The organism is Streptomyces sp. WZ.A104, from assembly GCF_002382885.1.
Classification (GTDB): Bacteria; Actinomycetota; Actinomycetes; order Streptomycetales; family Streptomycetaceae; genus Streptomyces.
This window is the reverse complement of record NZ_NWVL01000008.1, coordinates 129,368-152,536: the sequence shown is the minus strand read 5'-3', so window position 1 is coordinate 152,536 and position 23,169 is coordinate 129,368. Positions and strand designations below refer to the sequence as shown.

29 protein-coding genes are annotated in these 23,169 nt (G+C 69.7%); 4 read left to right on the top strand and 25 right to left on the bottom strand.

From position 1 onward, the window contains the following. Nucleotides 1-53: 53 nt before the first annotated feature. The 21 genes from rplO to rpsJ all read right to left on the bottom strand — a co-directional run bounded on the left by rplO (nt 54) and on the right by rpsJ (nt 9,736). Nucleotides 54-509, bottom strand: a complete 456-nt coding sequence (gene rplO / locus CIB93_RS06820; RefSeq protein WP_003966942.1) for a 50S ribosomal protein L15 — start codon at nt 507-509, stop codon at nt 54-56. Nucleotide 510: 1 nt separating this feature from the next. Then, nucleotides 511-693 carry a 50S ribosomal protein L30 gene (gene rpmD / locus CIB93_RS06815; protein ID WP_003966943.1) on the bottom strand — a complete coding sequence of 61 codons (183 nt, stop codon included), beginning with the start codon at nt 691-693 and terminating at the stop codon, nt 511-513. Beyond that, nucleotides 693-1,298, bottom strand: a complete 606-nt coding sequence (gene rpsE, locus CIB93_RS06810; RefSeq protein ID WP_096625060.1) for a 30S ribosomal protein S5 — start codon at nt 1,296-1,298, stop codon at nt 693-695. The genes rpmD and rpsE overlap by 1 nt, the downstream gene beginning before the upstream one ends. A 47-nt stretch (nt 1,299-1,345) precedes the next feature. Beyond that, nucleotides 1,346-1,729 (bottom strand): 50S ribosomal protein L18, encoded by a 384-nt coding sequence (gene rplR, locus CIB93_RS06805; protein WP_014047792.1) that lies wholly within the window; start codon nt 1,727-1,729, stop codon nt 1,346-1,348. 2 nt (nt 1,730-1,731) lie between these two features. After that, on the bottom strand, nt 1,732-2,271 hold the full coding sequence (gene rplF, locus CIB93_RS06800) for a 50S ribosomal protein L6 (protein WP_096625058.1): 540 nt from the start codon (nt 2,269-2,271) through the stop codon (nt 1,732-1,734). Between the two features lie 21 nt (nt 2,272-2,292). Further along, entirely contained in the window at nt 2,293-2,691 is a 399-nt protein-coding gene (gene rpsH / locus CIB93_RS06795) for a 30S ribosomal protein S8 (protein ID WP_003966947.1), read from the bottom strand. A gap of 224 nt (nt 2,692-2,915) precedes the next feature. Then, on the bottom strand, nt 2,916-3,101 hold the full coding sequence (locus CIB93_RS06785) for a type Z 30S ribosomal protein S14 (RefSeq protein ID WP_003948630.1): 186 nt from the start codon (nt 3,099-3,101) through the stop codon (nt 2,916-2,918). Between the two features lie 2 nt (nt 3,102-3,103). Further along, a complete protein-coding gene (gene rplE / locus CIB93_RS06780) occupies nt 3,104-3,661 on the bottom strand; it encodes a 50S ribosomal protein L5 (protein ID WP_006126888.1) in 558 nt (185 codons plus the stop codon). Continuing rightward, nucleotides 3,661-3,984, bottom strand: coding sequence for a 50S ribosomal protein L24 (gene rplX, locus CIB93_RS06775; protein ID WP_003966949.1), 324 nt, complete (start codon nt 3,982-3,984; stop codon nt 3,661-3,663). Before rplX ends, rplE begins: the two co-directional genes overlap by 1 nt. A 2-nt stretch (nt 3,985-3,986) precedes the next feature. After that, a complete protein-coding gene (gene rplN, locus CIB93_RS06770) occupies nt 3,987-4,355 on the bottom strand; it encodes a 50S ribosomal protein L14 (protein ID WP_003966950.1) in 369 nt (122 codons plus the stop codon). 105 nt (nt 4,356-4,460) lie between these two features. Next, nucleotides 4,461-4,748 (bottom strand): 30S ribosomal protein S17, encoded by a 288-nt coding sequence (gene rpsQ / locus CIB93_RS06765; RefSeq protein WP_096625056.1) that lies wholly within the window; start codon nt 4,746-4,748, stop codon nt 4,461-4,463. After that, nucleotides 4,748-4,972: a 50S ribosomal protein L29 gene (rpmC, locus tag CIB93_RS06760; protein ID WP_003966952.1), complete on the bottom strand. Its 225-nt coding sequence runs from the start codon at nt 4,970-4,972 to the stop codon at nt 4,748-4,750. Before rpmC ends, rpsQ begins: the two co-directional genes overlap by 1 nt. After that, nucleotides 4,972-5,391 (bottom strand): 50S ribosomal protein L16, encoded by a 420-nt coding sequence (rplP, locus tag CIB93_RS06755; RefSeq protein ID WP_003966953.1) that lies wholly within the window; start codon nt 5,389-5,391, stop codon nt 4,972-4,974. The genes rpmC and rplP overlap by 1 nt, the downstream gene beginning before the upstream one ends. A gap of 5 nt (nt 5,392-5,396) precedes the next feature. Next, complete coding sequence (gene rpsC, locus CIB93_RS06750) at nt 5,397-6,233, bottom strand: 30S ribosomal protein S3 (RefSeq protein WP_096625054.1); 837 nt, start codon at nt 6,231-6,233, stop codon at nt 5,397-5,399. Continuing rightward, on the bottom strand, nt 6,233-6,580 hold the full coding sequence (gene rplV, locus CIB93_RS06745; protein ID WP_004571827.1) for a 50S ribosomal protein L22: 348 nt from the start codon (nt 6,578-6,580) through the stop codon (nt 6,233-6,235). Before rplV ends, rpsC begins: the two co-directional genes overlap by 1 nt. Nucleotides 6,581-6,622: 42 nt before the next feature. Then, complete coding sequence (rpsS, locus tag CIB93_RS06740; RefSeq protein WP_003966956.1) at nt 6,623-6,904, bottom strand: 30S ribosomal protein S19; 282 nt, start codon at nt 6,902-6,904, stop codon at nt 6,623-6,625. Between the two features lie 12 nt (nt 6,905-6,916). Beyond that, nucleotides 6,917-7,753 carry a 50S ribosomal protein L2 gene (gene rplB, locus CIB93_RS06735; protein WP_003966957.1) on the bottom strand — a complete coding sequence of 279 codons (837 nt, stop codon included), beginning with the start codon at nt 7,751-7,753 and terminating at the stop codon, nt 6,917-6,919. A gap of 38 nt (nt 7,754-7,791) precedes the next feature. Beyond that, complete coding sequence (gene rplW / locus CIB93_RS06730; RefSeq protein ID WP_014154589.1) at nt 7,792-8,115, bottom strand: 50S ribosomal protein L23; 324 nt, start codon at nt 8,113-8,115, stop codon at nt 7,792-7,794. Continuing rightward, the gene (gene rplD / locus CIB93_RS06725) at nt 8,115-8,765 is read right to left on the bottom strand and encodes a 50S ribosomal protein L4 (protein WP_096625052.1); all 651 of its coding nucleotides are present in this window, start codon (nt 8,763-8,765) and stop codon (nt 8,115-8,117) included. Before rplD ends, rplW begins: the two co-directional genes overlap by 1 nt. 4 nt (nt 8,766-8,769) lie before the next feature. Then, nucleotides 8,770-9,414, bottom strand: coding sequence for a 50S ribosomal protein L3 (gene rplC / locus CIB93_RS06720; protein WP_096625050.1), 645 nt, complete (start codon nt 9,412-9,414; stop codon nt 8,770-8,772). A gap of 13 nt (nt 9,415-9,427) precedes the next feature. Further along, nucleotides 9,428-9,736 carry a 30S ribosomal protein S10 gene (gene rpsJ / locus CIB93_RS06715; RefSeq protein ID WP_003948644.1) on the bottom strand — a complete coding sequence of 103 codons (309 nt, stop codon included), beginning with the start codon at nt 9,734-9,736 and terminating at the stop codon, nt 9,428-9,430. A gap of 575 nt (nt 9,737-10,311) precedes the next feature. On the opposite strand from rpsJ, the gene CIB93_RS06710 reads away from it, so the two are divergent. From CIB93_RS06710 to CIB93_RS06695, 4 genes are all read left to right on the top strand, one after another. Continuing rightward, complete coding sequence (locus tag CIB93_RS06710; RefSeq protein WP_096625048.1) at nt 10,312-10,779, top strand: peptidoglycan-binding domain-containing protein; 468 nt, start codon at nt 10,312-10,314, stop codon at nt 10,777-10,779. Nucleotides 10,780-10,979: 200 nt separating this feature from the next. Continuing rightward, the gene (locus tag CIB93_RS06705) at nt 10,980-11,990 is read left to right on the top strand and encodes a helix-turn-helix transcriptional regulator (protein WP_096625046.1); all 1,011 of its coding nucleotides are present in this window, start codon (nt 10,980-10,982) and stop codon (nt 11,988-11,990) included. Nucleotides 11,991-12,332: 342 nt separating this feature from the next. After that, on the top strand, nt 12,333-14,252 hold the full coding sequence (locus CIB93_RS06700; RefSeq protein ID WP_257002065.1) for a PIG-L family deacetylase: 1,920 nt from the start codon (nt 12,333-12,335) through the stop codon (nt 14,250-14,252). A 112-nt stretch (nt 14,253-14,364) separates the two neighbouring features. Then, complete coding sequence (locus CIB93_RS06695; protein WP_096625044.1) at nt 14,365-15,090, top strand: trypsin-like serine protease; 726 nt, start codon at nt 14,365-14,367, stop codon at nt 15,088-15,090. Nucleotides 15,091-15,162: 72 nt separating this feature from the next. Here CIB93_RS06695 and CIB93_RS06690 read toward each other — a convergent pair whose 3' ends face one another. From CIB93_RS06690 to CIB93_RS06675, 4 genes are all read right to left on the bottom strand, one after another. Further along, nucleotides 15,163-15,762 (bottom strand): DNA-binding response regulator, encoded by a 600-nt coding sequence (locus tag CIB93_RS06690; RefSeq protein WP_096625042.1) that lies wholly within the window; start codon nt 15,760-15,762, stop codon nt 15,163-15,165. Beyond that, nucleotides 15,731-15,973, bottom strand: a complete 243-nt coding sequence (locus CIB93_RS06685; RefSeq protein WP_179500004.1) for a hypothetical protein — start codon at nt 15,971-15,973, stop codon at nt 15,731-15,733. The genes CIB93_RS06690 and CIB93_RS06685 overlap by 32 nt, the downstream gene beginning before the upstream one ends. A gap of 172 nt (nt 15,974-16,145) precedes the next feature. Then, on the bottom strand, nt 16,146-16,658 hold the full coding sequence (locus tag CIB93_RS06680) for a hypothetical protein (protein WP_096625038.1): 513 nt from the start codon (nt 16,656-16,658) through the stop codon (nt 16,146-16,148). 2 nt (nt 16,659-16,660) lie between these two features. Beyond that, nucleotides 16,661-22,870: a DNRLRE domain-containing protein gene (locus tag CIB93_RS06675; RefSeq protein WP_257002064.1), complete on the bottom strand. Its 6,210-nt coding sequence runs from the start codon at nt 22,868-22,870 to the stop codon at nt 16,661-16,663. Nucleotides 22,871-23,169 lie beyond the last annotated feature (299 nt).

Sequence of the window (23,169 nt, the reverse complement as noted above, 5' to 3'; positions counted from 1 at the left end):
TGGCCGACCGCCTCCGAAGAGGCAGCCGACCAGGCTCAGTTCTGTCCCGCGGCTCAGACGAGCTCGGTGACCGTACCGCCGGCGGCGGTGATCTTCTCCTTGGCGGAGCCGGAGACGGCGTCAACCGAAACCTGCAGTGCCACGGAGATCTCGCCCTGTCCGAGGACCTTGACGAGGTGGTTGTTGCGCACAGCGCCCTTGGCGACCAGGTCGGCCACCGTGACCTCTCCACCCTCGGGGTAGAGCGTCGCGAGCTTGTCCAGGTTCACGACCTGGTACTCCGTGCGGAACGGGTTCTTGAAGCCCTTGAGCTTCGGGAGACGCATGTGGAGGGGCATCTGGCCACCCTCGAAGCGCTCCGGAACCTGGTAACGGGCCTTCGTACCCTTGGTACCACGGCCTGCGGTCTTACCCTTGGACGCCTCACCACGACCCACACGGGTCTTGGCGGTCTTGGCGCCCGGGGCAGGCCGGAGGTTGTGGGCCTTCAGCGGGCTGTTCTCCGCCATGTCAGTCAACCTCCTCAACCGTCACGAGGTGGCGGACGGTGTGCACCATTCCGCGGAACTCGGGGCGGTCCTCCTTGACAACCGAGTCGTTCAGGCGCTTGAGCCCGAGCGAACGCAGGGTGTCGCGGTGGTTCTGCTTGCTGCCGATGTACGACTTCGTCTGCGTGATCTTGAGGCGAGCCATTACGCACCCGCTCCCGCACGTGCACGCAGCAGAGCCGCGGGGGCGACGTCCTCAAGGGGCAGACCACGGCGAGCCGCGATCTCCTCGGGACGCTGCAGGCCCTTGAGGGCCGCCACGGTCGCGTGCACGATGTTGATCGCGTTGTCGGAGCCGAGCGACTTCGACAGGATGTCGTGAACGCCGGCGCACTCCAGAACGGCGCGCACCGGGCCACCGGCGATAACACCGGTACCGGGGGAAGCAGGCTTCAGCAGGACGACGCCCGCAGCCTTCTCGCCCTGGATCGGGTGAGGGATGGTGCCCTGGATGCGGGGGACCTTGAAGAAGTTCTTCTTGGCCTCTTCGACACCCTTGGCGATGGCCGCGGGAACTTCCTTGGCCTTGCCGTATCCGACACCGACGGTGCCGTCACCATCGCCCACCACGACCAGCGCGGTGAAGCTGAAGCGACGACCACCCTTCACAACCTTGGCGACGCGGTTGATCGCGACGACGCGCTCGACGTACGCGGTCTTCTCGGCGGCGCTGGCGCCACCGTCACGGCCCTTCCGGTCCCGCCGCTCGCCGCCACCGGCACCGCTTCCGCGGCGCTGGGGTCCAGCCATTGGATTTACCTCTCTCTGTTACGTCCGCTGTGCGTAGGAACCGGGGCTTAGAACTTCAGCCCGGCTTCACGGGCGGCGTCAGCCAGAGCGGCAATCCGCCCGGCGTACTGGTTACCACCGCGGTCAAACACGACGGCCTCGACGCCTGCAGCCTTGGCACGCTCGGCGACCAGGGCGCCGACCTGCTTGGCCTGGGCGCTCTTGTCGCCCTCGCCACCACGGATCGAGGTGTCCAGGGTCGACGCCGACGCGAGCGTGTGGCCCGCGATGTCGTCGATGACCTGGGCCACGATGTGGCGGTTGGAACGCGTCACGACCAAGCGGGGACGCTCCGGCGAACCGGAGATGTGCTTGCGGACGCGGATGTGCCGCCGCTTGAGAGCGGCACGCTTGTAAGCGTCGCCCTTGGCGATCTTCACACCGTATGCCATGGCTACTTACCAGCCTTTCCGACCTTGCGGCGGATGACCTCGCCCGCGTACTTGACGCCCTTGGCCTTGTACGGGTCGGGCTTCCGCAGCTTGCGGATGTTGGCGGCTACCTCGCCGACCTTCTGCTTGTCGATGCCCTCGACGCTGAGCTTCGTGGGCGACTCGACCTTGAAGGTGATGCCTTCCGGAGCCTCGATGAGGATCGGGTGGCTGTAGCCCAGGGCGAACTCCAGGTTGGAGCCCTTCGCCTGGACGCGGTAACCGACACCGCTGATCTCGAGCGCCTTGGTGTAACCCGTGGTCACGCCGGTGATCATGTTCGCCACCAGCGTGCGGGACAGGCCGTGGAGGGCCTTGTTCTGACGCTCGTCGTTCGGGCGGGTGACGTTGAGAACGCCGTCCTCGCCCTTGGAGACCTCGATCGGCGCGGCGACGGTGTGCGTGAGGGAACCCTTGGGGCCCTTCACCGCGACCGTACGGCCATCGATGGTGACGTCCACACCGGCGGGAACCTGGATGGGGAGCTTGCCGATTCGCGACATGAGCTTTCCTTCCTTTCCCGACTACCAGACGTAGGCGAGGACTTCCCCACCTACGCCCTTCTTGCCTGCCTGCTGGCCGGTCAGGAGACCGTGGGACGTGGAGATGATCGCCACGCCCAGGCCGCCGAGGACCTTAGGCAGGTTGGTGGACTTCGCGTAAACACGCAGACCCGGCTTCGAGATCCGCTTGATGCCGGCGATCGAGCGCTCGCGGTTCGGGCCGAACTTCAGCTCAAGGACGAGGTTCTTGCCGACCTCGGCGTCCTCGACCTTCCAGCCGGTGATGAAGCCCTCCTGCTGGAGGATCTCCGCGATGTGCGACTTGATCTTGCTGTGCGGCATCACGACGGAGTCGTGGTACGCCGAGTTCGCGTTACGCAGACGCGTGAGCATGTCTGCGATGGGATCAGTCATGGTCATGAATTGGCCTTCGGCCTCTCTCGCCGGGGTTTCCTGTATGCACCATCCCTCTCCCCACTCAGTGGCGGGACGGGTGCGGTGCGGGGACCTACGGCGTAGTAAGTCGGTCTTGGGCGGCAGGCGCCCAACCCTTCAAGCCTACGGCATGAAAGGCGGGGCTCCTGCCGACCAGATGCTTACCGAGAGTCTCCGGGTACTTCCAACGCCCAGGGGGCGAAGGAGAGTTACCAGGAGCTCTTGGTCACGCCCGGCAGCTCGCCACGGTGAGCCATCTCACGAAGGCACACGCGGCAGAGGCCGAACTTGCGGTAGACGGAGTGGGGCCGGCCGCAGCGCTGGCAGCGGGTGTACCCGCGAACGCCGAACTTCGGCTTACGGGCGGCCTTAGCGATCAGAGCCTTCTTCGCCACGGTCAGTTCTCCTTGAACGGGAAGCCGAGGTGACGAAGGAGGGCACGACCCTCGTCGTCGTTGGTCGCCGTGGTGACCACGGTGATGTCCATGCCCCGGACCCGGTCGATCTTGTCCTGGTCGATCTCGTGGAACATGACCTGCTCCGTGAGACCGAAGGTGTAGTTGCCACGGCCGTCGAACTGCTTCGGCGACAGACCACGGAAGTCACGGATACGCGGCAGCGCGAGCGACAGCGTACGGTCCAGGAACTCCCACATCCGGTCACCGCGGAGGGTGACGTGGCAGCCGATCGGCTGGCCCTCGCGCAGCTTGAACTGCGCGATGGACTTGCGGGCCTTGGTGACGGCCGGCTTCTGACCGGTGATCGTGGTGAGGTCGCGGACGGCCCCGTCGATCAGCTTGGAGTCGCGGGCGGCGTCGCCCACACCCATGTTGACCACGATCTTGACCAGACCGGGAACCTGCATGACGTTCTCGTACGAGAACTCCTCACGCAGCTTGCCGGCGATTTCCTCGCGGTAGCGCGTCTTGAGACGCGGCGCAGTGGTGGCAGTCATCAGATGTCCTCACCGGTCCGCTTGGCAACGCGGATCTTGTTGCCCTCGTCGTCAAAGCGGTAGCCGACGCGGGTGACAACCTTGTTGCCGTCCTTCTCCACGACCAGCTGCACGTTGCTGACGTGAATGGGGGCCTCGGTGGTGACGATGCCACCCGTCTGCGAACCGCGAGCCGTCTGACCGGCCTTGGTGTGCTTCTTGACCCGGTTGACACCCTCGACGAGGACGCGGTCCTGAGCGGGGTAGGCCACGATGACCTTGCCCTGCTTGCCCTTGTCCTTACCGGTGATGACCTGAACCAGGTCGCCCTTCTTGATCTTCATGCTTACAGCACCTCCGGCGCGAGCGAGATGATCTTCATGAACTTCTTCTCGCGCAGCTCTCGGCCCACGGGGCCGAAGATGCGGGTGCCGCGGGGGTCGCCGTCGTTCTTCAGAATGACGGCGGCGTTCTCGTCGAAGCGGATGTACGAGCCATCCTGACGACGACGCTCCTTGACGGTGCGAACGATGACGGCCTTGACGACGTCACCCTTCTTCACGTTGCCACCGGGGATCGCGTCCTTGACGGTGGCGACGATGACGTCACCGATACCCGCGTAGCGGCGACCCGAGCCACCGAGAACACGAATGGTGAGAATTTCCTTCGCACCCGTGTTGTCGGCGACGCGCAGTCGCGACTCCTGCTGGATCACGTCTATCTCCTGATCGTCTGCCGGTTCCCGGCGGGTGCCTCTCCGTTACCGGAGAGGCACCTCACCGAGCCTGGCGGAACTGACCTGAGGGAAACCCCTCAGGAATTACTTGGCCTTCTCGAGGATCTCGACGATGCGCCAGCGCTTCGAGGCGGACAGCGGACGCGTCTCCATGATGAGGACACGGTCGCCGACGCCGGCGGAGTTCTGCTCGTCGTGGGCCTTGAGCTTGTTCGTACGGCGGATGACCTTGCCGTACAGCGCGTGCTTCACACGGTCCTCGACGGCGACGACGACGGTCTTGTCCATCTTGTCGCTGACGACCAGACCCTCACGGGTCTTGCGGAAACCGCGGTCGATCTTGCTGGTCTCAGTCACAGTCTTCTCGCTCATCAGGCGCTCTCCACCGTCTCGATGCCCAGCTCGCGCTCGCGCATCAGGGTGTAGATCCGGGCGATGTCCTTACGGACGGACTTGAGCCGGCCGTGGTTCTCGAGCTGGCCCGTCGCCGCCTGGAAGCGGAGGTTGAACAGCTCTTCCTTGGCTTCGCGGAGCTTGTTGAGGAGCTCCTCGTCGCCCAGCTCGCGCAGCTCGGACGCCTTGGTACCGGCCGACATCACGACTCACCTGCCTCGCGCCGAACGATCCGGCACTTCATCGGAAGCTTGTGAGCAGCGCGGGTAAGCGCCTCACGAGCAATCTTCTCGTTCGGGTAGGACAGCTCGAACATCACCCGACCCGGCTTGACGTTCGCGATCCACCACTCGGGAGAACCCTTACCGGAACCCATGCGGGTCTCGGCAGGCTTCTTCGTCAGGGGACGGTCCGGGTAGATGTTGATCCAGACCTTGCCGCCACGCTTGATGTGACGGGTCATCGCGATACGAGCGGACTCGATCTGACGGTTCGTCACGTACGCCGGGGTCAGCGCCTGGATGCCGTACTCGCCGAACGCAACCTGCGTGCCACCCTTGGACATACCGCTGCGCTTCGGGTGGTGCTGCTTGCGGTGCTTGACCCTACGGGGGATCAGCATTTCGGTCAGGCCTCCGTTCCGGTGCTCTCAGCAGCCGGAGCAGCGGCGGTAGCGTCGGCCTTGGGGGCCTCGGCTGCCGGAGCCGACTGCTGCGGCTTACGGCCGCGACCGCCACGCTCGCCACCACGGCCACCGCGGCCGGCCGGGCGGTCAGCGCCGCCACGAGCCGGACGGTTGCCGGCGCGGGCCGCGGCGTTCTCGGCGCGAACCTCGGCGATGTTCTTGACGTCGCCCTTGTAGATCCAGACCTTCACGCCGATGCGGCCGAAGGTCGTCTTGGCCTCGAAGAAGCCGTAGTCGACGTTCGCGCGGAGCGTGTGCAGGGGCACACGGCCCTCGCGGTAGAACTCCGAGCGGGACATCTCGGCGCCGCCGAGGCGACCGCCGCACTGGATCTTGATGCCCTTGGCGCCGGCCTTCATCGAGCTCTGCATGCTCTTACGCATGGCACGACGGAAGGAGACGCGGGAGGAGAGCTGCTCGGCGACGGCCTGGGCCACCAGCTGAGCGTCCACCTCGGGGTTCTTGACCTCAAGGATGTTCAGCTGGACCTGCTTGCCAGTCAGCTTCTCCAGCTCGCCGCGGATGCGATCGGCCTCGGCGCCACGGCGACCGATGACGATGCCCGGGCGGGCGGTGTGGATGTCAACGCGGACGCGGTCGCGGGTGCGCTCGATCTCGACCTTCGAGATGCCGGCCCGCTCCATGCCCTTCGTCATCATGCGACGAATGGCGACGTCTTCCTTGACGTAGTCCTTGTACAGCTTGTCGGCGTACCAGCGGGACTTGAAGTCCGTGGTGATGCCGAGCCGGAACCCGTGCGGGTTTACCTTCTGGCCCATTACCGGGTTCCTTCCTTGCTGCTGACGACCACGGTGATGTGGCTGGTCCGCTTACGGATCCGGTAGGCCCGGCCCTGAGCACGCGGACGGAACCGCTTCAGGGTCGGACCCTCGTCCACGTACGCCTCGCTGATGACCAGCGAAGAGGCGTCGGTGTGGTCGTAGTTGTGTGCAGCGTTGGCAATGGCGCTGTCCAGCACCTTGCCAACCGGCACGCTCGCGGCCTGCGGGGCGAAACGCAGGACCGCCTGAGCCTCCGTGGCATCCATGCCACGGATGAGGTCCACCACGCGGCGGGCCTTCATGGGCGTGACGCGGATGTACCGCGCCTGGGCCCTGGCTTCCATGGTTGTCCCTTCGGTGTAAGTCATAGTCGTTTCCACCCCGCGCTAGCGGCGCTTCGACTTCCGGTCGTCCTTGACGTGGCCGCGGAAGGTGCGAGTCGGCGAGAACTCGCCGAGCTTGTGGCCGACCATCGACTCGGTGACGAACACCGGGACGTGGATCTTGCCGTTGTGCACCGCGATGGTGTGACCCAGCATGGCCGGGACGATCATCGAGCGACGGGACCAGGTCTTGATGACGTTCTTGGTGCCTGCCTCGTTCTGTACGTCCACCTTCTTGATGAGGTGGCCGTCGACGAAGGGCCCCTTCTTGAGACTGCGCGGCATCTAAACCCGCTCCTAGCGCTTCTTGTTCGTCTTGCGGCGGCGGACGATGTACTTGTTGCTCGCCTTCTTGGGAGAACGAGTACGACCCTCCTTCTGACCCCACGGCGAGACCGGGTGGCGACCACCGGAGGTCTTGCCTTCACCACCACCGTGCGGGTGGTCAACCGGGTTCATCGCGACACCGCGGACGGTCGGGCGAACGCCCTTCCAGCGCATGCGGCCGGCCTTGCCCCAGTTGATGTTCGACTGCTCGGCGTTGCCGACCTCGCCGATCGTCGCGCGGCAGCGCGCGTCGACCAGACGGATCTCACCCGACGGCATACGAAGGTGGGCCATGGTGCCCTCCTTCGCCAGCAGCTGCACGGAGGCACCCGCGGAACGGGCGAACTTCGCGCCGCCGCCGGGCCGCAGCTCGATGGCGTGGATGGTCGTACCGACCGGGATGTTGCGCAGCGCCAGGTTGTTGCCGGGCTTGATGTCGGCGGTCGGACCGTTCTCGACACGGTCACCCTGCGACAGGCCACGGGGAGCGACGATGTAACGCTTCTCGCCGTCCGCGTAGTGCAGCAGCGCGATACGCGCGGTGCGGTTCGGGTCGTACTCGATGTGCGCGACCTTGGCCGGCACGCCGTCCTTGTCGTGACGACGGAAGTCGATCACTCGGTAGGCGCGCTTGTGGCCACCGCCCTGGTGGCGAACGGTCACACGACCGGCGTTGTTACGGCCGCCCTTGCTGTGCAGGGGGCGGACCAGCGACTTCTCCGGCGTGGACCGCGTGATCTCGACAAAGTCGGCGACGCTGGAGCCACGACGGCCCGGGGTCGTCGGCTTGTACTTGCGGATACCCATTTCTCAGTCCTCGTCCGATTCCGGACGACTCGACCTCACTAGGAGGTCGGGCCGCCGAAGATGTCGATACGGTCGCCCTCGGCGAGGGTCACGATGGCGCGCTTCGTGTCGGCGCGCTTGCCGAAGCCGGTCTTGGTGCGCTTGCGCTTACCCTGCCGGTTGATCGTGTTGACCCCGGTGACCTTGACCGAGAAGACCGCTTCCACGGCCTGCTTGATCTGGGTCTTGTTGGAGCCGGGCGCGACGATGAACGTGTACTTGTTCTCGTCGAGCAGCGCGTAGCTCTTCTCGGAGACCACGGGCTTGACGAGAACGTCACGCGGGTCCGAGTACGTCTTGCTGGTAACGGTCGCCTCGCTCATCAGGCGTCGCTCCCTTCGGTCTCAGCGGTCTGGGGGCCAGACACGAAGGACTCGAAGGCGGCCTGGGTGAAGACCACGTCGTCAGAGACGATCACGTCGTACGTGTTGAGCTGGCCCGGCTCCAGGATGTGCACCTGGGGCAGGTTGCGCGCGGACAGCCACGCGGCCTCGTCGGCGCGGTCGACGACCAGGAGCAGGTTCTGGCGCTCCGAGATCTTGCCGAACAGCGTCTTGGCGGCCTTCGTGGAGGCGGCACCCTCGACCACGCCGGTGACGACGTGGATACGGGAGTGACGGGCCCGGTCGGAGAGGGCACCGCGCAGGGCGGCGGCCTTCATCTTCTTCGGGGTCCGCTGCGAGTAGTCACGCGGCTGCGGGCCGTGGACGACGCCACCACCGGCGAACTGCGGGGCGCGGGTCGAACCCTGACGGGCGCGGCCGGTGCCCTTCTGGCGGTAAGGCTTCTTGCCACCACCGCGGACTTCGCCGCGGCGCTTGGTCTTGTGCGTGCCCTGACGGGCAGCCGCCAGCTGAGCGACAACGACCTGGTGGATCAGCGGAACGCTGGTCTTCGCGTCGAAGATCTCCGCGGGGAGGTCGACGGTACCGGCCTTGTCGCCTGCCGGCGAAAGGATGTCAATGGTGCTCATTACCTCAAGCCCCCTTGGCCGCGGTACGGACCAGGACGAGGCCGCCGTTCGGACCGGGGACCGCGCCCTTGATGAGGAGCAGACCCTTCTCCGCGTCAACCGCGTGGATGGTCAGGTTCTGGGTGGTGACGCGCTCGTTACCCATGCGGCCCGCCATGCGCATGCCCTTGAAGACACGCCCAGGGGTGGCGCAGCCACCGATGGAACCGGGGGAACGGTGCTTGCGCTGGGTGCCGTGCCCGGCGCCGAGGCCCTTGAAGTTGTGACGCTTCATGACACCGGCGAAGCCCTTGCCCTTGCTCTTGCCCGTGACGTCAACCTTGACGCCGGACTCGAACACCTCGGCAGTGACCTCCTGGCCCAGCGTGTACTCGCTGGCGTCAGGGGTGCGGAGCTCCACCAGGTGGCGGCGCGGGGTGACGTCGGCCTTGGCGAAGTGACCCTTGAGGGGCTTGTTCACCTTGCGCGGGTCGATCTCGCCGAAGGCGATCTGGACCGCTTCGTAGCCGTCGTTGTCGTTGGTGCGGACCTGGGTGACGACGCAGGGCCCGGCCTTGACGACGGTCACCGGGACAACCCGGTTGTTCTCGTCCCAGACCTGGGTCATGCCGAGCTTCTCGCCCAGGACGCCCTTAATGTTCTTAGCCATCTCGCGCGTCACCTCAGAGCTTGATCTCGATGTCGACGCCCGCCGGCAGGTCGAGACGCATCAGCGAGTCAACCGTCTTCGGCGTGGGGTCGAGGATGTCGATGAGGCGCTTGTGCGTGCGCATCTCGAAGTGCTCGCGCGAGTCCTTGTACTTGTGCGGCGACTTGATGACGCAGTACACGTTCTTCTCAGTGGGCAGCGGCACCGGGCCCGCGACCGACGCACCAGTGCGGGTCACCGTCTCGACGATCTTCTTCGCCGAGGAGTCGATGACCTCGTGGTCGTAGGCCTTGAGCCGGATGCGGATCTTCTGTCCCGCCATGGCTACTAGTAGTCCTGTCTCTCGTAACGCTCTGGAACCCAGGGGCTCTCTGGACTCCCCCTCCGACCCACGCGGTCGGGCGTGTCGCATCCCCTCTACGAAAATCTCCCGAAGGAGATCCCAACCAAGGGGGTGCGGGCCTGAGACCGCGGAACCGGGGGCGGAACACCCACCGGGTGCCTGGCCGGCGCCCTGCTTTGCTTCCCGGAAGATTCCCGTACGTCCGGCCCGTACAGGGCCGACGAGTACTGTGGGACTCGCTTCCGGTCCTCCCGGCGGGAGGCGCGCAGCATTGACACTCAACCGAGCAACCTGGTCAGTGTGCCATACGGGGCGCGGGCCTGGCCAATCGAGTCGGGAATCCTACCCCGAGCGAGCGCGTACTCAAACGCAGGCGCGCATCCGGCGGGTCCCCCGCCCCGGCCACTATGCGGAACATAAGCCTCCCCCCTGGTGTCCTGGGCTTTTCGGACGGCGCCGAAAACCCTGGCCGGTGCCTCCCCGGCTTCGCGATGCTCAGGACCGAGGCGGCCCGGGAACACGAGCCCGGCCGCACCGGAACCCTTGGGGGACGCATGCGACAGAAGACCTTGGCGAGGACGCTGGTCAGCCTCACCGCAGCCGTCGGGATCGCCGCCGGAAGCCTGGCCGGCGCGGGCACCGCCTTCGCCGCTCCCGTACAGAAGGCCCCGTCGGCGGCGAGCGCCGATGTGGGGGCGCTCGCGGTGGTCAACCTGGGCCTGAGCAAGACACAGGCCCAGAACGTGCAGCGCGCGCTGAAGGCCCGCTGGGGCTACGGGGACAGCATCGACGGGCAGCTCGGCCCCAACAGCTGGAAGGCGATGCAGCGCTTCCTCAAGAAGAAGCACGGCTACACCAGCGGGATCGACGGGATCGTCGGCGAGGGCACGGTGAAGGCCCTCCAGCGCTTCCTCAAGAAGTACTACCAGTACAACGACGGCATCGACGGAGTGGCCGGGCCGAAGACCCAGGAGGCCTTCAAGCGGATGGCCGGGTACTGCCCCGGCAGCTGCCTGCTCTGACCCGACCCGCAGCACCACCTGTCCGCCCGGCCCGCAGCACTCCGCGGGCCGGGCGGACGCGTTCCCCGAATCCCCCGCTCCCCGAAAAGAAGCCCGGCCCCCCTCGCGCCGCTTTGCCCCGCCCACCGCCCCGCCGCCAGCATGGCAAGGCAAGGCTTGCCGTACTGAACCGGCGAGGCCCAGGCAATGGGGGGGAACACATGCTCCGCATCCACTTCACCGACGCCGACCTGGCCAGGACCCGCGTGGCCGCCGGGCCCGACCCGCTGTGGGAGATCTGCGCGAGCCTGCACCGGTTCCAGAGCCGCCACGGCCGCTGGGCCTACGCCGACTGGTACCGCACGGCCCGTGACCGGCTCCAGGCCCAGCACTTCACCCGCACCCTGCGCACCTTCCTGCTGCCCCTGGTCCCCCGGGCCGCCTACTTCCCCGACTTCCTGACCCCGCGCGAGGCCGCCGAAGGGCTCGACAGCGGGCTGGAAGCCATCCTGGCCGCCCCGCCGAGCCGGGTCCTGGACGAAGTGGACATCCTCCGCCGCACCAGCGGAGCCCCCGCGTGGGCGCCCCGGCTGGCCGAGCCGGGTATGCGCAAGGAGCTGGTCGGGGCGATGCGGACCTACTACGACACCGTCATCGCGCCGCACGGCGAGCACGCCCTGGCCCGGATCGAGGCGGAGCGGTCCGCCCGCGCCCGCGCCGTGCTCGACCACGGGGCCGAGGGGGCGCTCCGGGGGCTGGGGCCCTGCCTGCGCTGGCAGCGCCCCGTCCTGCACGCCGCCTACCCCGAGGACCGCGACCTGCGTCTGGACGGCCGCGGTCTCCTCCTCGTCCCGTCGTACTTCTCCTGGGGCAACCCGGTGAGCCTCGCCGAGCCGACGCTCGAACCGGTGCTGTTCTACTCGCTCAGCCACGAGCCCCACCACTCCACGCTCCCCGGGGACCTCGGCTCCGGCGCGTCCCTGGCGACGTTGCTCGGGCGCACCCGGGCCGCCGTCCTGCGCGCCGCCGCCAACGGCGCCACCACCGGCGAGCTGGCCCGTTTCGCCGGCGTCTCCGCGTCGTCCGCCAGCCAGCACGCCACCACGCTCCGGGACAACGGCCTGATCGTCAGCCACCGCCACGCCTCCTCCGTCCTGCACACCCTCACCCCGCTCGGCGCCGCCCTGCTGCGAAGCAGCAGGGGTACGCGGTCGACCGCGCCCACCGCCTGAGGGCGGCTGCGGGAGGGCGGCGTCCGGCAGCAGGGCGATCCACGTCACTCCCGCGCGCCCGCGCACAACCCCGCCGCGCCGATCTCCGTCTGACCCCTCGCACAGACGACAGACGCAGGACAGGGCAGTCATCCCGCCCGCTGCGGGGGAAGCGGACGGAGTACGCGCGTGACGGATCGACCTGCCCTGCCCCGAATACCGGTCGCCCGGCGCACGCTCCTCCTCACCGCGACCGCGACCGCCGCGCTCGCCGGGTGTTCCCTGCCGGCTCCCCGCCGCCGGAACCCCGCACCCGACCCGGCGCCCGGCCTGCCCATAGCGAGTGCCCGGCGGGCCCTGGTCATGCAGCTCCTCGCCCACCCCGACGACGACCTCTACTTCATGAACCCGGACACCCGTGAGGCCCTCGACGCCGGGACCCCGGTGGTCTGCGTGTACCTCACGGCGGGCGAGGCCGACGGCCTCAACAAGATCCCCGGGGCCCCGCGCCCGGCCCCCGACCGGGCCGCGTACTCCTCCGCCCGGCACCAGGGCCTGCGGCAGGCGTACGCCGAGCTGCTCGGGCTCGACCGGTTCACACCCTGGCGGAAGTCCGTGCTGTCCCTGCACGGCGGCCACCGGGCCGAGGTGAACGTCCTGACCGACGGGGCGCGCCGGGTCGAGCTGGTCTTCCTGAACACCGCGATGCACACCGGGCGCGGCCGCCTCGGGCTGCCCAGCCTCTGGAAGGACCGCCTGCTGGAGCTGCGGACCGTCGTCGCCGAGGACTCGCCGCTGGAGCGGGCCGGTTCGTACACGTACGAGGGTCTGATCGACGTCCTGGTCGGGCTGCTGGAGCGGTACCGGCCCACCCTCGTGCACACGCTCGACCCCGATCCCGACCTCCAGTTCAGCAGCGAGTACGAGCGCCGCCGGGACAGCGAGCAGCGCGGGTACTCCGACCACGCGGACCACACCGCCGCCGGGTGTTTCGCCTGGGCTGCCCTGATCCGCTGGGTGGCGAGGGTGACAGGGCGCGGGGAGCCGGTGCCCGGGTTCGTCGTGGCCTCGTTCCGGGGGTACTACAACCGGCACTGGCCCAAGAACCTGCCGCCCGCGGTGCTGGAGCGGAAGGCCGCGCACCTGGTGCCGTACGGCGGGGCGCCCGACTGGGAGTGCGGCAATCCGTCGGGCTGCGGGGACTACAACGTCGGCGGCGACCGCCCCCTGACCAACAGGAAGGGGTGGGTCCGCTCCACTCACCACCGCTATCCGGGCCCCCGGGCCGTTGTCGCCGCAGAACCGGACGGGCGGCTCACCGTGTACGGGGTGCTGGGGCTGCGGGCCGTGCGGTGGAGCGAGAGTGCCCCCGGCAGCGGGGTCCTGGAGGGCCCTCGGGACCTCGGCGGCGGGCCGCTCGCCCCGGTGCTGGGCGGGGCGAGCACGGCGGACGGGCGGCAGCTGCTGTTCGGGCTGCGGTTCGCGGCGCTCGGCGGCCACGGCTCGGGCAACGAACGCGAGATCGTGCTCCTGGAGCAGGCGTCGCCGGAGGGCCCCTTCCGCGCCTGGCGGGGGCTCGGCAACCCGGCACGCGGCCGCGACCACGGCCGCCGCATCGGCATACCGGTCGCCGTGGCCGCCCCGGACGGCCGGGTCCACCTCTTCGTACGCGACGCGGAGAAGGGGATCAGCACCCGGGTGCGCGACGCGGTCACCGGCGGCTGGAGCCCCTGGCGCGACCTGGGCGGCGGCGAGGTGCAGGACGGGCTGACCGCGACGGTGGACCGGACCGGGCGCGTCCACGTGTACGCGGCCGGGCACGAGGCGGTGCACCACTGGACCCAGGACTCCCCCGGCGACAAGCTCACCGCCCGCGCCCCGCTCACCGGCTCCCCCGCCCCCTCCCACGCACCCGCCGCCCTCCCCGCGCCGGACGGGTCCGTGGAGCTGTACTACCGGGCCGCCGCGAAGGCCGGTCTCACCGCGGTGAACAGCGAGAACGCACCCCGCTTCGCCGGCTACGGGCCGGTGGCCGCCACCCCCTCCCCCGGCGGCCCGGTCCTGCTGGGCCGGTCCGCGGAGGGCCGCATCCAGCTGCGTACCGCCGAAGGCACCGCCGTACGGTCCCGGGGGCCCGTCGCCCTGGACGGCGCCGCCCTCCACCTCGGCGCGCCGAACGGCCGCCCGGCCGCCGTCGGTTTCGGGCCGGACGCGGCGCCCTGGGTATGGCGCCCCCGGAGCACGGCCCAACAGCCTGACGCGCCGTCAACATCCGCTCCATAGCGCGGCGTTATGGCCAAACGTTAGTACCCCGGCCCATCGCTCTCCGGCACCCTGTTGCCCACCATCCCCCACGGACACGCCCACCCAGCGTGTCGCGCGAAACGAGGCAACCATGCGCATAGCCAGGTTAGTGCCCGCGCTCGCCGCAGCAGCGGCCTGTGTTCTCGCCCTCTTCGCACCTACCGCGGCGGCCGCACCCGCCCCGCCGCTCCAGGACACCCCGCCCCCGACCGCCCAGATCATCGGCGGCGGCTACGCCCAGAACGCCCCCTGGGCCGCGCGTCTGTTCTCCAACGGCCGCGAGACCTGTTCGGCGACGATCATCGCGCCGACCTGGATTCTCACCGCCAGGCACTGCGTCACCGGCGGCGGTCTGTCGTTCCGTATCGGCAGCCTCGACCAGCACAGCGGCGGCGTGGTGGCGAACGGCGTCCAGACCTACACCCACGGCTCGGACCTGGCCCTCGTCCGGCTGGACCGTTCGGTGCAGACCACCTACTCCCGCCTCGGCCAGCCGGGGACGGTCCGCGTCGGACAGAACGTGCAGGTCTGGGGCTGGGGCGCCACCTCCCGGTGCGGCTCCGAGGCCAACTGCCAGTCCCGCTACCTGAAGGTCGCCAATGTGACGGTGACCCACGGCTGCGGTGACGCGTACGGCGGCTCGGCGATCTGCGCCCGCCGCGGCAACGGCATCACCGCCGGCGGCGACTCGGGCGGCCCGATGACGTTGAACGGCATCCAGGTCGGCGTGGCCTCCACCAGCGACCGGCAGACCACGACCGCGTACACGAACGTCACCGCGTACCGCTCCTGGATCCAGTCCATCGCGGGCGTCTGACCGCACCCCTTGAGCCGTAGGGCCCCCGCACCTCGCCACCCTGAGGTACGGGGGCCCTGCGCGTGCGGGTGGCTACAGCCACCCGTTGTGCCCGGCGATGCGCAGCGCGTCGACGAGGGTACGGGCGTGGAGCTTCCCGACCGCCGACGAGAGCCGGTTGCGTACGGTCCCCACGCTGAGGAACAGGTCGGCGGCGATCTCCCGGGCGTGCGCTCCCCCGGCGGCCAGCCGCAGGGCTTCCGCCTCCTTGGCGGTGAGCGGACTGGGCCCGTCCGCCTCCCCGTGCATCCGGGCGTCGATGACCCGGCCGCCCGCGACGATCCGCCGGATGGCGTCGGCGGTCTGCGCCGGGGTGGCGCTCTTGAGCAGATATCCGGCGGCTCCGGCGGCCAGCGCCCGCCGCAGATGGCCGGGGCGGTCGAGCGCGGTCAGCATCAGCGTGCGGCAGCCGGGCAGGGTCTGCGCCAGCCGGGTGGCGACGGCTATCCCGTCCACCCCGGGCAGGTCGATGTCGAGCAGCGCCACATCCGGGCGCAGCCGCTCCGCCTCGGCGAGCGCGGCAGGGCCGTCCGCCGCCTGGCCGACCACCTGGATGCCGAGCTCCGCCGACAGGAGTGCCGTCAGGCCGGACCGCACCACGTCATGGTCGTCGACCACCAGCACCCTGATCACAGGCCTGATTGTCGCAGGCTCCCCCGGCCTTCCGGACGGCTGGGGCCTCAAGCACGCCCCGGCGTACGAGCCGGGCCGCCACCACGGAGCCGATCAGGGCCGGCAGGAACAGCATCAGCACCCACGGGCCCGCGAGCACCGAGGTCGCGACGGCCGCCGCGTACACCACGACCGCCACCGCCCGGGCCGCCCCGATCTCGATCCGCGCCACCCTCGCCGCCTTCCGCGTCCCCGCCATTTCCCGTGCACCGATCCGATCACGACAGGGCGGGCGGAACGAGTGACATCTTCACGTGCCCCGGACGGGCCGCACCCCGACACGGGCCTCAGGGGCCGTGCCGGGGTGCGGGAGGGGCCGCGCGGGACGGACGCGGCCGGGAGCGTCAACGACGCGGTCGTTCGCGGCCATCGCGTCCAGACGGCACAACGGGCCACACCACGGGCGACAGGAGCGCGAAGGCGGTCACCGCGCCGGCCATGACCAGGAACGGGACCCCGGTCAGGTAGTCGCCCACGGCGGAGAGCAGCCGGCCGGGCGGGGCGCCCTCGACGAGGGTGCCCACCGCCAGGGTCAGCAGGCCGACCGCGACGACGGTCGCCGCGAGCACCGCCAGGAGCGTGCCCAGCCGTGCCGCCATCCCGGCGGGCCGCAGATCGCGGTCCGGTCCGACGAGCACGGGCGTCAGGCTCGGCGCCGCGAACGGGCGGACCACGACGAGCCCGGCGAAGAGCACGTACTGCCACCAGGTGACGTGGTCGGCGATCTGCTCGGCGAGGCCGATGCCCCTGACGGCGGCGGCACTGGACAGCACCACCCACACGATCCAGGCAGTGGCCGCCGCGTGGGCCATCCGGTTGGCGAGCCGCGCTCCGCGCGCCCGCTCGGTTGTGTCCATTCCTACCCCCTGCACCGACCGCGCGCGAAGCGCCACAGTCCGATCCCCGCACCCATGGTGGTGGTGCCGCTGACATATTTCGACGTTCCACCGTAGGAGCCCGCCAGGGCCCCGCCGCCGGCCCACTTCGCCGCGCAGCTCGCCGCGCCACGGTAGCGCGGGCTGACGTAGCGGGTGAACGTCCTCCTGCGGGGAGCGGCACGCCGGACGTTGCGCACCGTGCGCGCGGCGCGGACCACCCGGTAGGCGCGGTAGGCGCGTACGCCCCAGGCCACCGCTCCGACGCCGGGGATGAAGCCGGCGGCGGTAAGCGCGATGTCCCACTTGTGCTTCTTGACGAAGCGCTTGGTCTTGCGCCAGGCCTTCTTCCAGCTCCACTTCCCGTCCAGGTCGAACCGGTTGAGCGGGTCGGCGTGCGCGTACTCGTAGGCGTTCAGGTTGCCCCCGTACACCGGGTCCACCGAGAGGAACCGGCCGGTGGCCGGGTTGTAGAGGCGCGCGCCCATGAGCGTGAGGCCGGTCAGCGTCTCCGTCGAGCGCTGCTTGGCGCCGAGCCAGGTGTAGCGGGTGGCTTCCTGGCCCTCGCGGGGGTTGCCGTACTCGTCGCTGTCCAGGGCGACGGGAGCCCGGCCCGCGTCCAGCGGGAGCTGGAGGGCCACGTCACCGTGGACGGTGGAGAGCTGGAGCACCGTGTCACCGGTCTTGGACGTGGTGGCCGCGAGGTCGCCCGACGCGGCCTCGACATTGCGGCTCAGCGCACCGGTCCCGGTGTCCTCCACGATCCAGCGCGGGTTGTCGCTGTCGCTGTCGTAGTGGTTGAGCTTCGCCCCGGTGCGGGTCCAGGTGGAGCCGGAACCCGTCTCCACCGTCCAGGAGCGGAAGCGCAGTCCGGCGTCGAGCTGCCAGGTCTGGCGCTGGTCGCCGGCCGTCTGCCGGTGGACCAGGTCATTGGCGTAGTAGCCGATGGTGCTGCCGGGCAGCCCGGTGGTGCGGCCGAAGGCGTCGTAGGTGTGGCCGGGGCCGACGAGACGGTCGGCGCTGTCGTAGGTGTAGGTCGTGGTGGTGGCTCCCGTGGAGGTGCAGTCGGCGCCGGAGGCGGCGGCCGACGTAGTCAGGGACGTGCGGTTGGTGCGCTTGTCGAAGGTGTAGGCACGGCGGGTGCAGACTTCACCCGCCGTGTCGTCGACACTGGTCAGCCGCCCGGTCCGGTCGTAGCGGTAGGTCTGGCTGGACCAGCCCTGGTGGCCGGTGACCTGACCGTGGACGGACTCGCCGACCCGGTCGCTGAAGACGGTCATGCCGTCACTGTCCCGGGTGTAGACGCGCGAGGCGGTGGAACCGGTGGTGTCCTCGGTGACGCTCAGCGTGTAGCCGCCGGGCAGCTTCTCGGTGGCGACCGACCCGTCGGCGTCGTACGTCGCGGAGAAGGACCCGGCGACCGAGTCCGTGGTCCGCGTGGGCAGACCGCGCGGCTCGGCGGTGTGGTCGTAGGTGTACGTCACGGTGGACGGGACCGAGTCGGCGACCTTGACCTGGCGGTCGAGCAGGTCGTACTCGGTCTTCGTGACACCGCCGTCGGCGTCGGTGTAGGAGATCAGCCGGCCGAGCTGGTCGTACGCCTTGGTGACCGTTCCGCCGGTGGGCGAGATGACCTTGGTGACCTGTCCGGTGGCCGCGTCGTACTCGGTGGTGGTCTCCGGGACCGCCTGACCGAGGCCGCCCGCGATCTTCGAGAAGACCGGCCGGCCGGCACCGTCGTACGTCGTCGTGGTCGTCCGGTGCACCCCGCCGACCTCGTCGGTGACGGTGGCCGGGTTGCCCCAGCGGTCGTACTCCACGGTCGTGTTCACCAGCTTGTTCGGCTGGGAGCCACCGCCGGTGATGTCACCCGCCGGTCCTGTCCAGCACACCCGGTCCGCCCACTCCGGGCGGCCCTTGCACCAGCCGGTGCCGGTGGCCGACCAGTACTCGGTGATCCGGGTGGCGGCGTCGCCGCCCGTACCCCCGGGCAGCACCTGGGAGGTGACCCGGCCCTGGGCGTCGTACCCGGTAGTCGTGGTCAGATCGAGACCGCCGGCGTCCTTGGTGGTGAGCGTGGGCAGACCCTTGGCCCAGTCGTACTGGACGGACTCGACCCGCTTCTCCCCCATCGCGGAGTAGTAGTCGCGGACCCGCGCGCCGGTGACGCTCAGGGTGACCTGGTCCCGGACCGTGGCCGTGCCGTCGGTCGGGCGGCCCTCGTCGTACTCCTTCACCGTCCACGACCGGGCCGGAACCGAGGTACCGGCCTCAACCAGGACGGTGCTCCCTTCCTTGAGGTCCTCGGTCAGGTCCACCCGCCTGATCGGGCCGAACTCCTCCAGCTCCCGCGCCCCGCGCTCGTCGTAGACGGACGTCGTGGAGAGCAGGTGCGCCCGCTCGGCCGAGGCGCGCCCGATGATGCCGAGGTCGGTGAGGACGTGACGGTCGTCCGCCGTGGCGCCGAGCGCCAGCGCCCGGTTTCCCGCGGTCAGCTCACGGACGGTGTTGCCGAAGCGGTCGTACTCGGTGGCCGAGATGTGGCCGCCGGGCGTGGCCGAGTTGACCGTACGGCCCGAGGCGTTGAGGTACGTCACCGCGGCCCGGCGGTATCCGCCGGAGGCCAGGTCGGCGCCGTCGTGCGAGGCCGGGACGGTGTCGGCGGGGAAGACCGCGGTGGCGTCCGTGGGGTGGTCGAGCTGGCCCCAGGCCGCCACGGAGGTCGCGCCCATGGCGTACGGAGCCTTGGCCCCGGTGAGTGGGACCCCGTAGACGACGCTCGTCACCGCGTTGCCCTCGACCGTGTCGGCGGTTCCCTGCTTGAGGGCCTGGCGCGAGGACTTGAGCAGCATGCCGTCGCCGGGTGCCGTACCGGCTCCGGCGTTGCCGTAGGTGAAGGTGTACGGCAGCTGGCTCTGCTGCTGGAGCCAGGTGACCCGACCGCCGTAGTAGGCGTACTGCGTCTGGGAGGCCTGGCTCAGGCGGGGGTCCCACTGCTGACGCAGGCTGCCGTTGGAGTCGTAGCGGTAGGTGGCGACCGCGGTGGCCGTGGCGGCGGAGGCGCCCGGGCTGGTGGTCCAGGCGCGGATCTCACGGACCTGGCCGGTGAAGTCGCCGAACTGGGCGTTCGTCTCCGTGCCGGTGGCCGTGGTGGTGGTCGCGTAGACGAACTCCAGGACCTTGCAGCCCTTGGTGGCCGGTGACGTCTCGCATGCGGCGGTGGTGGCGGCCGAGGTGGGCGCGATGATCCGCTTGGGGCGAGCCAGCTTCTTGCCGCCGACCGTGACGGTCTCGGAGATCACCTTGGTGGTGGAGTTGGCGAGGCCGTCGAAGAGGGTGGTGCTGACCTGCCAGGTGGTCGCCGCCGCGTCCGCCTTGGTGAAGGTCGTGACCGTCCCTTCGGTGTCGGAGAGTGTGAACGTGCCGCTCACGCTGCCCTTGAGGGTCAGGTCCTCGGAGCCGGGCTCCGGGACCCACCCGTTCCTCGCCGCGTTCGCGGTGAAGTGGATCGAGTCGCCCTCCTCCAGCACCACGTCGACCGCGGTGTCGGCGACGCGCCGGACGTGGCTGTAGTCGGACTCGGTGGCCTCGGCGGCGGTGCCGGAGACCCACTCCTTGCCGAAGATCGCGGCCTGGCCCTCCTGGTCGGCGCCCCGGTTCGGGGTGCGCGAGGCGGCCGTACGCGACACCGACAGGTCGAAGAGCGACACGTCGGTCTCGGAGAGCGTGTAGTTGCCGGTGAGCAGATTGACCGAGCCCGGGCCCACCTCGGTGGTGGCCGCGCCGTCCGCGTTGCGGTCGACGACCGCGGTCAGCGGCACGGTGCTGCTGGTGGCGGAGTTCGGGCCGGTGAAGTCGGCCTTGAGCTGGACGGTGCCGTCGGGGTCGACGGTGCTGGTGGCGTTCCACACCAGCGGGGCGTTCCGACCGTTCGTCAGCGGGACCGGCCAGGCGGTAAGCGCGCTGCCGCCGGAGGTGACGTCTCCGACGGGGATCCGCACCCAGGGGTCGGCCTCGGAGCGCCGCCAGGAGAAGGAAACGGCGGTGTACTTCCCGGCGTCCGCCTCGGCGACCAGCGGCAGCCGGCGCGCGGTCCGCTCACCCTCCGAGGGCTGGACGAAGCCGCCCGAACCGGCGTGGAAGAGGTAGTCCACCGCCTCGGACTTGTTGTCCGCCTTGTCGACGGACCGCACCGAGAGGGTATGGCTGCCGTTCTTCGGCGGGGTGACAGTGATCGCCTTGTTCGCGGCGGCCCCGCCGGTGGCGACCTTGGTCCAGGTCACGCCGTCGAGGGACCACTCCAGCCAGTTGTGGTCGGACCCGCTCGGCGGGGTGACCGTGAAGACGCCCGGCTGCCCCTCACCCTTCACCCACTGGCCGGGCGGATAGTCCGTGGAGGCGATCTTCGTCGGGGCGGACGGCGCCTTGGTGTCGACCGTGAAGGTCTTCCAGGCCGACCAGCCGGTGTTGTAGTGCGTACCGTCATAGGGGCTCGTACGGAACTTGTACGTCTTCCCCTCGGCCAGCACCCCGGACGGCACGGTCACCGAGGCGGGCTGCCCGGAGGGCACGAACTTCGACACGATCGGGCTGCCGACCTGCTTGTCGGTGGCGCTGTCGAAGATCTGGAAGGTGCCGTTGACCTTGTCCCCGTCCGCGTCGACGAAGGTGTCACGCAGGGTCGGCGTCAGGGTGTTGACCATGTAGACGCCGGAGTAGGAAAAGAACGGCGGCCCCGCCTCCTGCTTGGTGCCCGTACGCGGCCGGAAGTTGTACGTGACCGAAAGCTTCGGCGGGTTCTTCGCGGCGTTGGCGGAGTTCACCCGCTTCCACTGGGCGACCGTGGTCTCGCTCTTGGCCCGGATGCCGAGGTGGCCGCGGGATGCCTTGGCACCGGCCCACTCCTGGGCCAGCGTGGTCACGTTCGCGTTGATCCAGCCGTCCGGCTGGGACGTGCAGGCGGTGTTGCCCCGCGTCTCGGTGGATTCGGCCTTCAGCGCGGTCATCGTCGGCCGGTTGGTCCACCGGCTGGCCGTGGACGCGGCGGGCGAGGACCAGACCTGCCACGGCTGGGCGGCGCAGGTGGTGTTCGCCGAGTGGAAGTTCCACAGGCTCAGCTTGGCGCTGGAGACCAGGGCGTCGGCGATCGGCGCGGTGTTCCAGGTGATGAAGGACTGGGCGGTACGGGGTGTGCCGTTCGCGTTCGTCGTACCGGGGTTGCCGAAATCCAGCTCCACATCGGTGGACCAGTCGCGGGTCTCGCCCTGCTGGACGTACGTGTCGAAGACGTTCGACAGCGACGAGGTCGACGGGTCGACCGTCACCGGGTACTTCGTCTCCGGGTCGGCGAGGAACTCCGCGTCCGGGGTGACGACCAGATCGACGGCCCCCTTCCGCTTCACCACCTTCATCGCCACCGGCACCCGGCGGGTGTGCTCGCCGGAGACCTTGTCGACGGTGGCGTCCCACATCACCGGCGCGGGCATCACGGCCCGTTTGCCGTTCTTCCGGTCGGTGAACAGCACGCTGCCGTCGGGCTGCTCCTTCGCCTTCAGGCCCTTGGCCTTGAGCGGCAGGGTGTACGTGTATCCGGCGGCCGGGCGCTTCTTGATCTCGACGTACTGCTCGAAGCCCGTACGGGTCGCCTCGACGACGACGTCCGCGCCCGGCAGCGCCTCGGGGTAGGTGGCACGCGTCCCGTCCAGCTCGGGAGCGGGCAGTCCCCCCTTCCACTGGAGCGTGATCCGCTCGTCGCCCTCGCCGAGGGTCACCAGGTCGCGTGCGGGGGCCCGGTCCGCCTCGCGCACCGAGCGCGGCAGCGCACCGCCCTTGCCCGCCATGCTCAGACCGTTCGGGTGGGCCTTGGCCTCGACACCGTCGGCGGTCTCACGGAGTTCGACGTCGATGTCGGTCCACGCACCGCCCTCCTCGAAGCGGACCGGGCCCGCCGACAGTTCGGTGGTGAGCGAGCCGTCCTTGTTCACCCACGTCGTGGAGGTCTCGGTGCGCTCGGACAGCGCCTCGACCCGCTTGCCGTAGAGCTTTGCGGCGACCTTGGCCGAGAGGATGTCCGCGGCCTCGCCCGGCCCCTCGGGCGCCTGCTTCGCGGCGGCCGGGGCCGTCGGCGCCTGCCGGGTATGGGCCACGGCCTGGCCGCTCTCGGTGATCAGGGCGGTCTCGACCGCGAGGACCATGGCGGCTCCGAGGGCGATCCGCGGCAGAAGCCGTCTTCGCCGGTGCAGGGCCAGCGATGAGCCCTCCCACGCGTCAGCGGGAGGTATGCGCTCCGACACTGTCAGCAACTCTCTGTTGTAGCGGGCACAGAACAGAGGCGATCCAAGCAAGCGGGCCGGGGCCGGCGAAGTGAAGGATTCACGAAGTACGCGGAGTTTCCGGGCCGGTCGGCGCGTCCCCGCGCCCCGGACGGCTCCGAGCTCCTCCCCGGCTGAGGAAGAATGGCCCGTACAACGAACGAGGCGTGGAACGCGACGTC

Coding starts and splice junctions, on each gene's coding strand:
- rplO (WP_003966942.1), bottom strand. CDS start 509: ATGGCGGAGAACAGCCCGCTGAAGGCCCACAACCTCCGGCCTGCCCCG.
- rpmD (WP_003966943.1), bottom strand. CDS start 693: ATGGCTCGCCTCAAGATCACGCAGACGAAGTCGTACATCGGCAGCAAG.
- rpsE (WP_096625060.1), bottom strand. CDS start 1,298: ATGGCTGGACCCCAGCGCCGCGGAAGCGGTGCCGGTGGCGGCGAGCGG.
- rplR (WP_014047792.1), bottom strand. CDS start 1,729: ATGGCATACGGTGTGAAGATCGCCAAGGGCGACGCTTACAAGCGTGCC.
- rplF (WP_096625058.1), bottom strand. CDS start 2,271: ATGTCGCGAATCGGCAAGCTCCCCATCCAGGTTCCCGCCGGTGTGGAC.
- rpsH (WP_003966947.1), bottom strand. CDS start 2,691: ATGACCATGACTGATCCCATCGCAGACATGCTCACGCGTCTGCGTAAC.
- rplE (WP_006126888.1), bottom strand. CDS start 3,661: ATGACTGCCACCACTGCGCCGCGTCTCAAGACGCGCTACCGCGAGGAA.
- rplX (WP_003966949.1), bottom strand. CDS start 3,984: ATGAAGATCAAGAAGGGCGACCTGGTTCAGGTCATCACCGGTAAGGAC.
- rpsQ (WP_096625056.1), bottom strand. CDS start 4,748: ATGAGCGAGAAGACTGTGACTGAGACCAGCAAGATCGACCGCGGTTTC.
- rpmC (WP_003966952.1), bottom strand. CDS start 4,972: ATGTCGGCCGGTACCAAGGCGTCCGAGCTGCGCGAGCTGGGCGACGAG.
- rplP (WP_003966953.1), bottom strand. CDS start 5,391: ATGCTGATCCCCCGTAGGGTCAAGCACCGCAAGCAGCACCACCCGAAG.
- rpsC (WP_096625054.1), bottom strand. CDS start 6,233: ATGGGCCAGAAGGTAAACCCGCACGGGTTCCGGCTCGGCATCACCACG.
- rplV (WP_004571827.1), bottom strand. CDS start 6,580: ATGGAAGCCAGGGCCCAGGCGCGGTACATCCGCGTCACGCCCATGAAG.
- rpsS (WP_003966956.1), bottom strand. CDS start 6,904: ATGCCGCGCAGTCTCAAGAAGGGGCCCTTCGTCGACGGCCACCTCATC.
- rplB (WP_003966957.1), bottom strand. CDS start 7,753: ATGGGTATCCGCAAGTACAAGCCGACGACCCCGGGCCGTCGTGGCTCC.
- rplW (WP_014154589.1), bottom strand. CDS start 8,115: ATGAGCGAGGCGACCGTTACCAGCAAGACGTACTCGGACCCGCGTGAC.
- rplD (WP_096625052.1), bottom strand. CDS start 8,765: ATGAGCACCATTGACATCCTTTCGCCGGCAGGCGACAAGGCCGGTACC.
- rplC (WP_096625050.1), bottom strand. CDS start 9,414: ATGGCTAAGAACATTAAGGGCGTCCTGGGCGAGAAGCTCGGCATGACC.
- rpsJ (WP_003948644.1), bottom strand. CDS start 9,736: ATGGCGGGACAGAAGATCCGCATCCGGCTCAAGGCCTACGACCACGAG.
- CIB93_RS06710 (WP_096625048.1), top strand. CDS start 10,312: ATGCGACAGAAGACCTTGGCGAGGACGCTGGTCAGCCTCACCGCAGCC.
- CIB93_RS06705 (WP_096625046.1), top strand. CDS start 10,980: ATGCTCCGCATCCACTTCACCGACGCCGACCTGGCCAGGACCCGCGTG.
- CIB93_RS06700 (WP_257002065.1), top strand. CDS start 12,333: ATGCAGCTCCTCGCCCACCCCGACGACGACCTCTACTTCATGAACCCG.
- CIB93_RS06695 (WP_096625044.1), top strand. CDS start 14,365: ATGCGCATAGCCAGGTTAGTGCCCGCGCTCGCCGCAGCAGCGGCCTGT.
- CIB93_RS06680 (WP_096625038.1), bottom strand. CDS start 16,658: ATGGACACAACCGAGCGGGCGCGCGGAGCGCGGCTCGCCAACCGGATG.
- CIB93_RS06675 (WP_257002064.1), bottom strand. CDS start 22,870: ATGGTCCTCGCGGTCGAGACCGCCCTGATCACCGAGAGCGGCCAGGCC.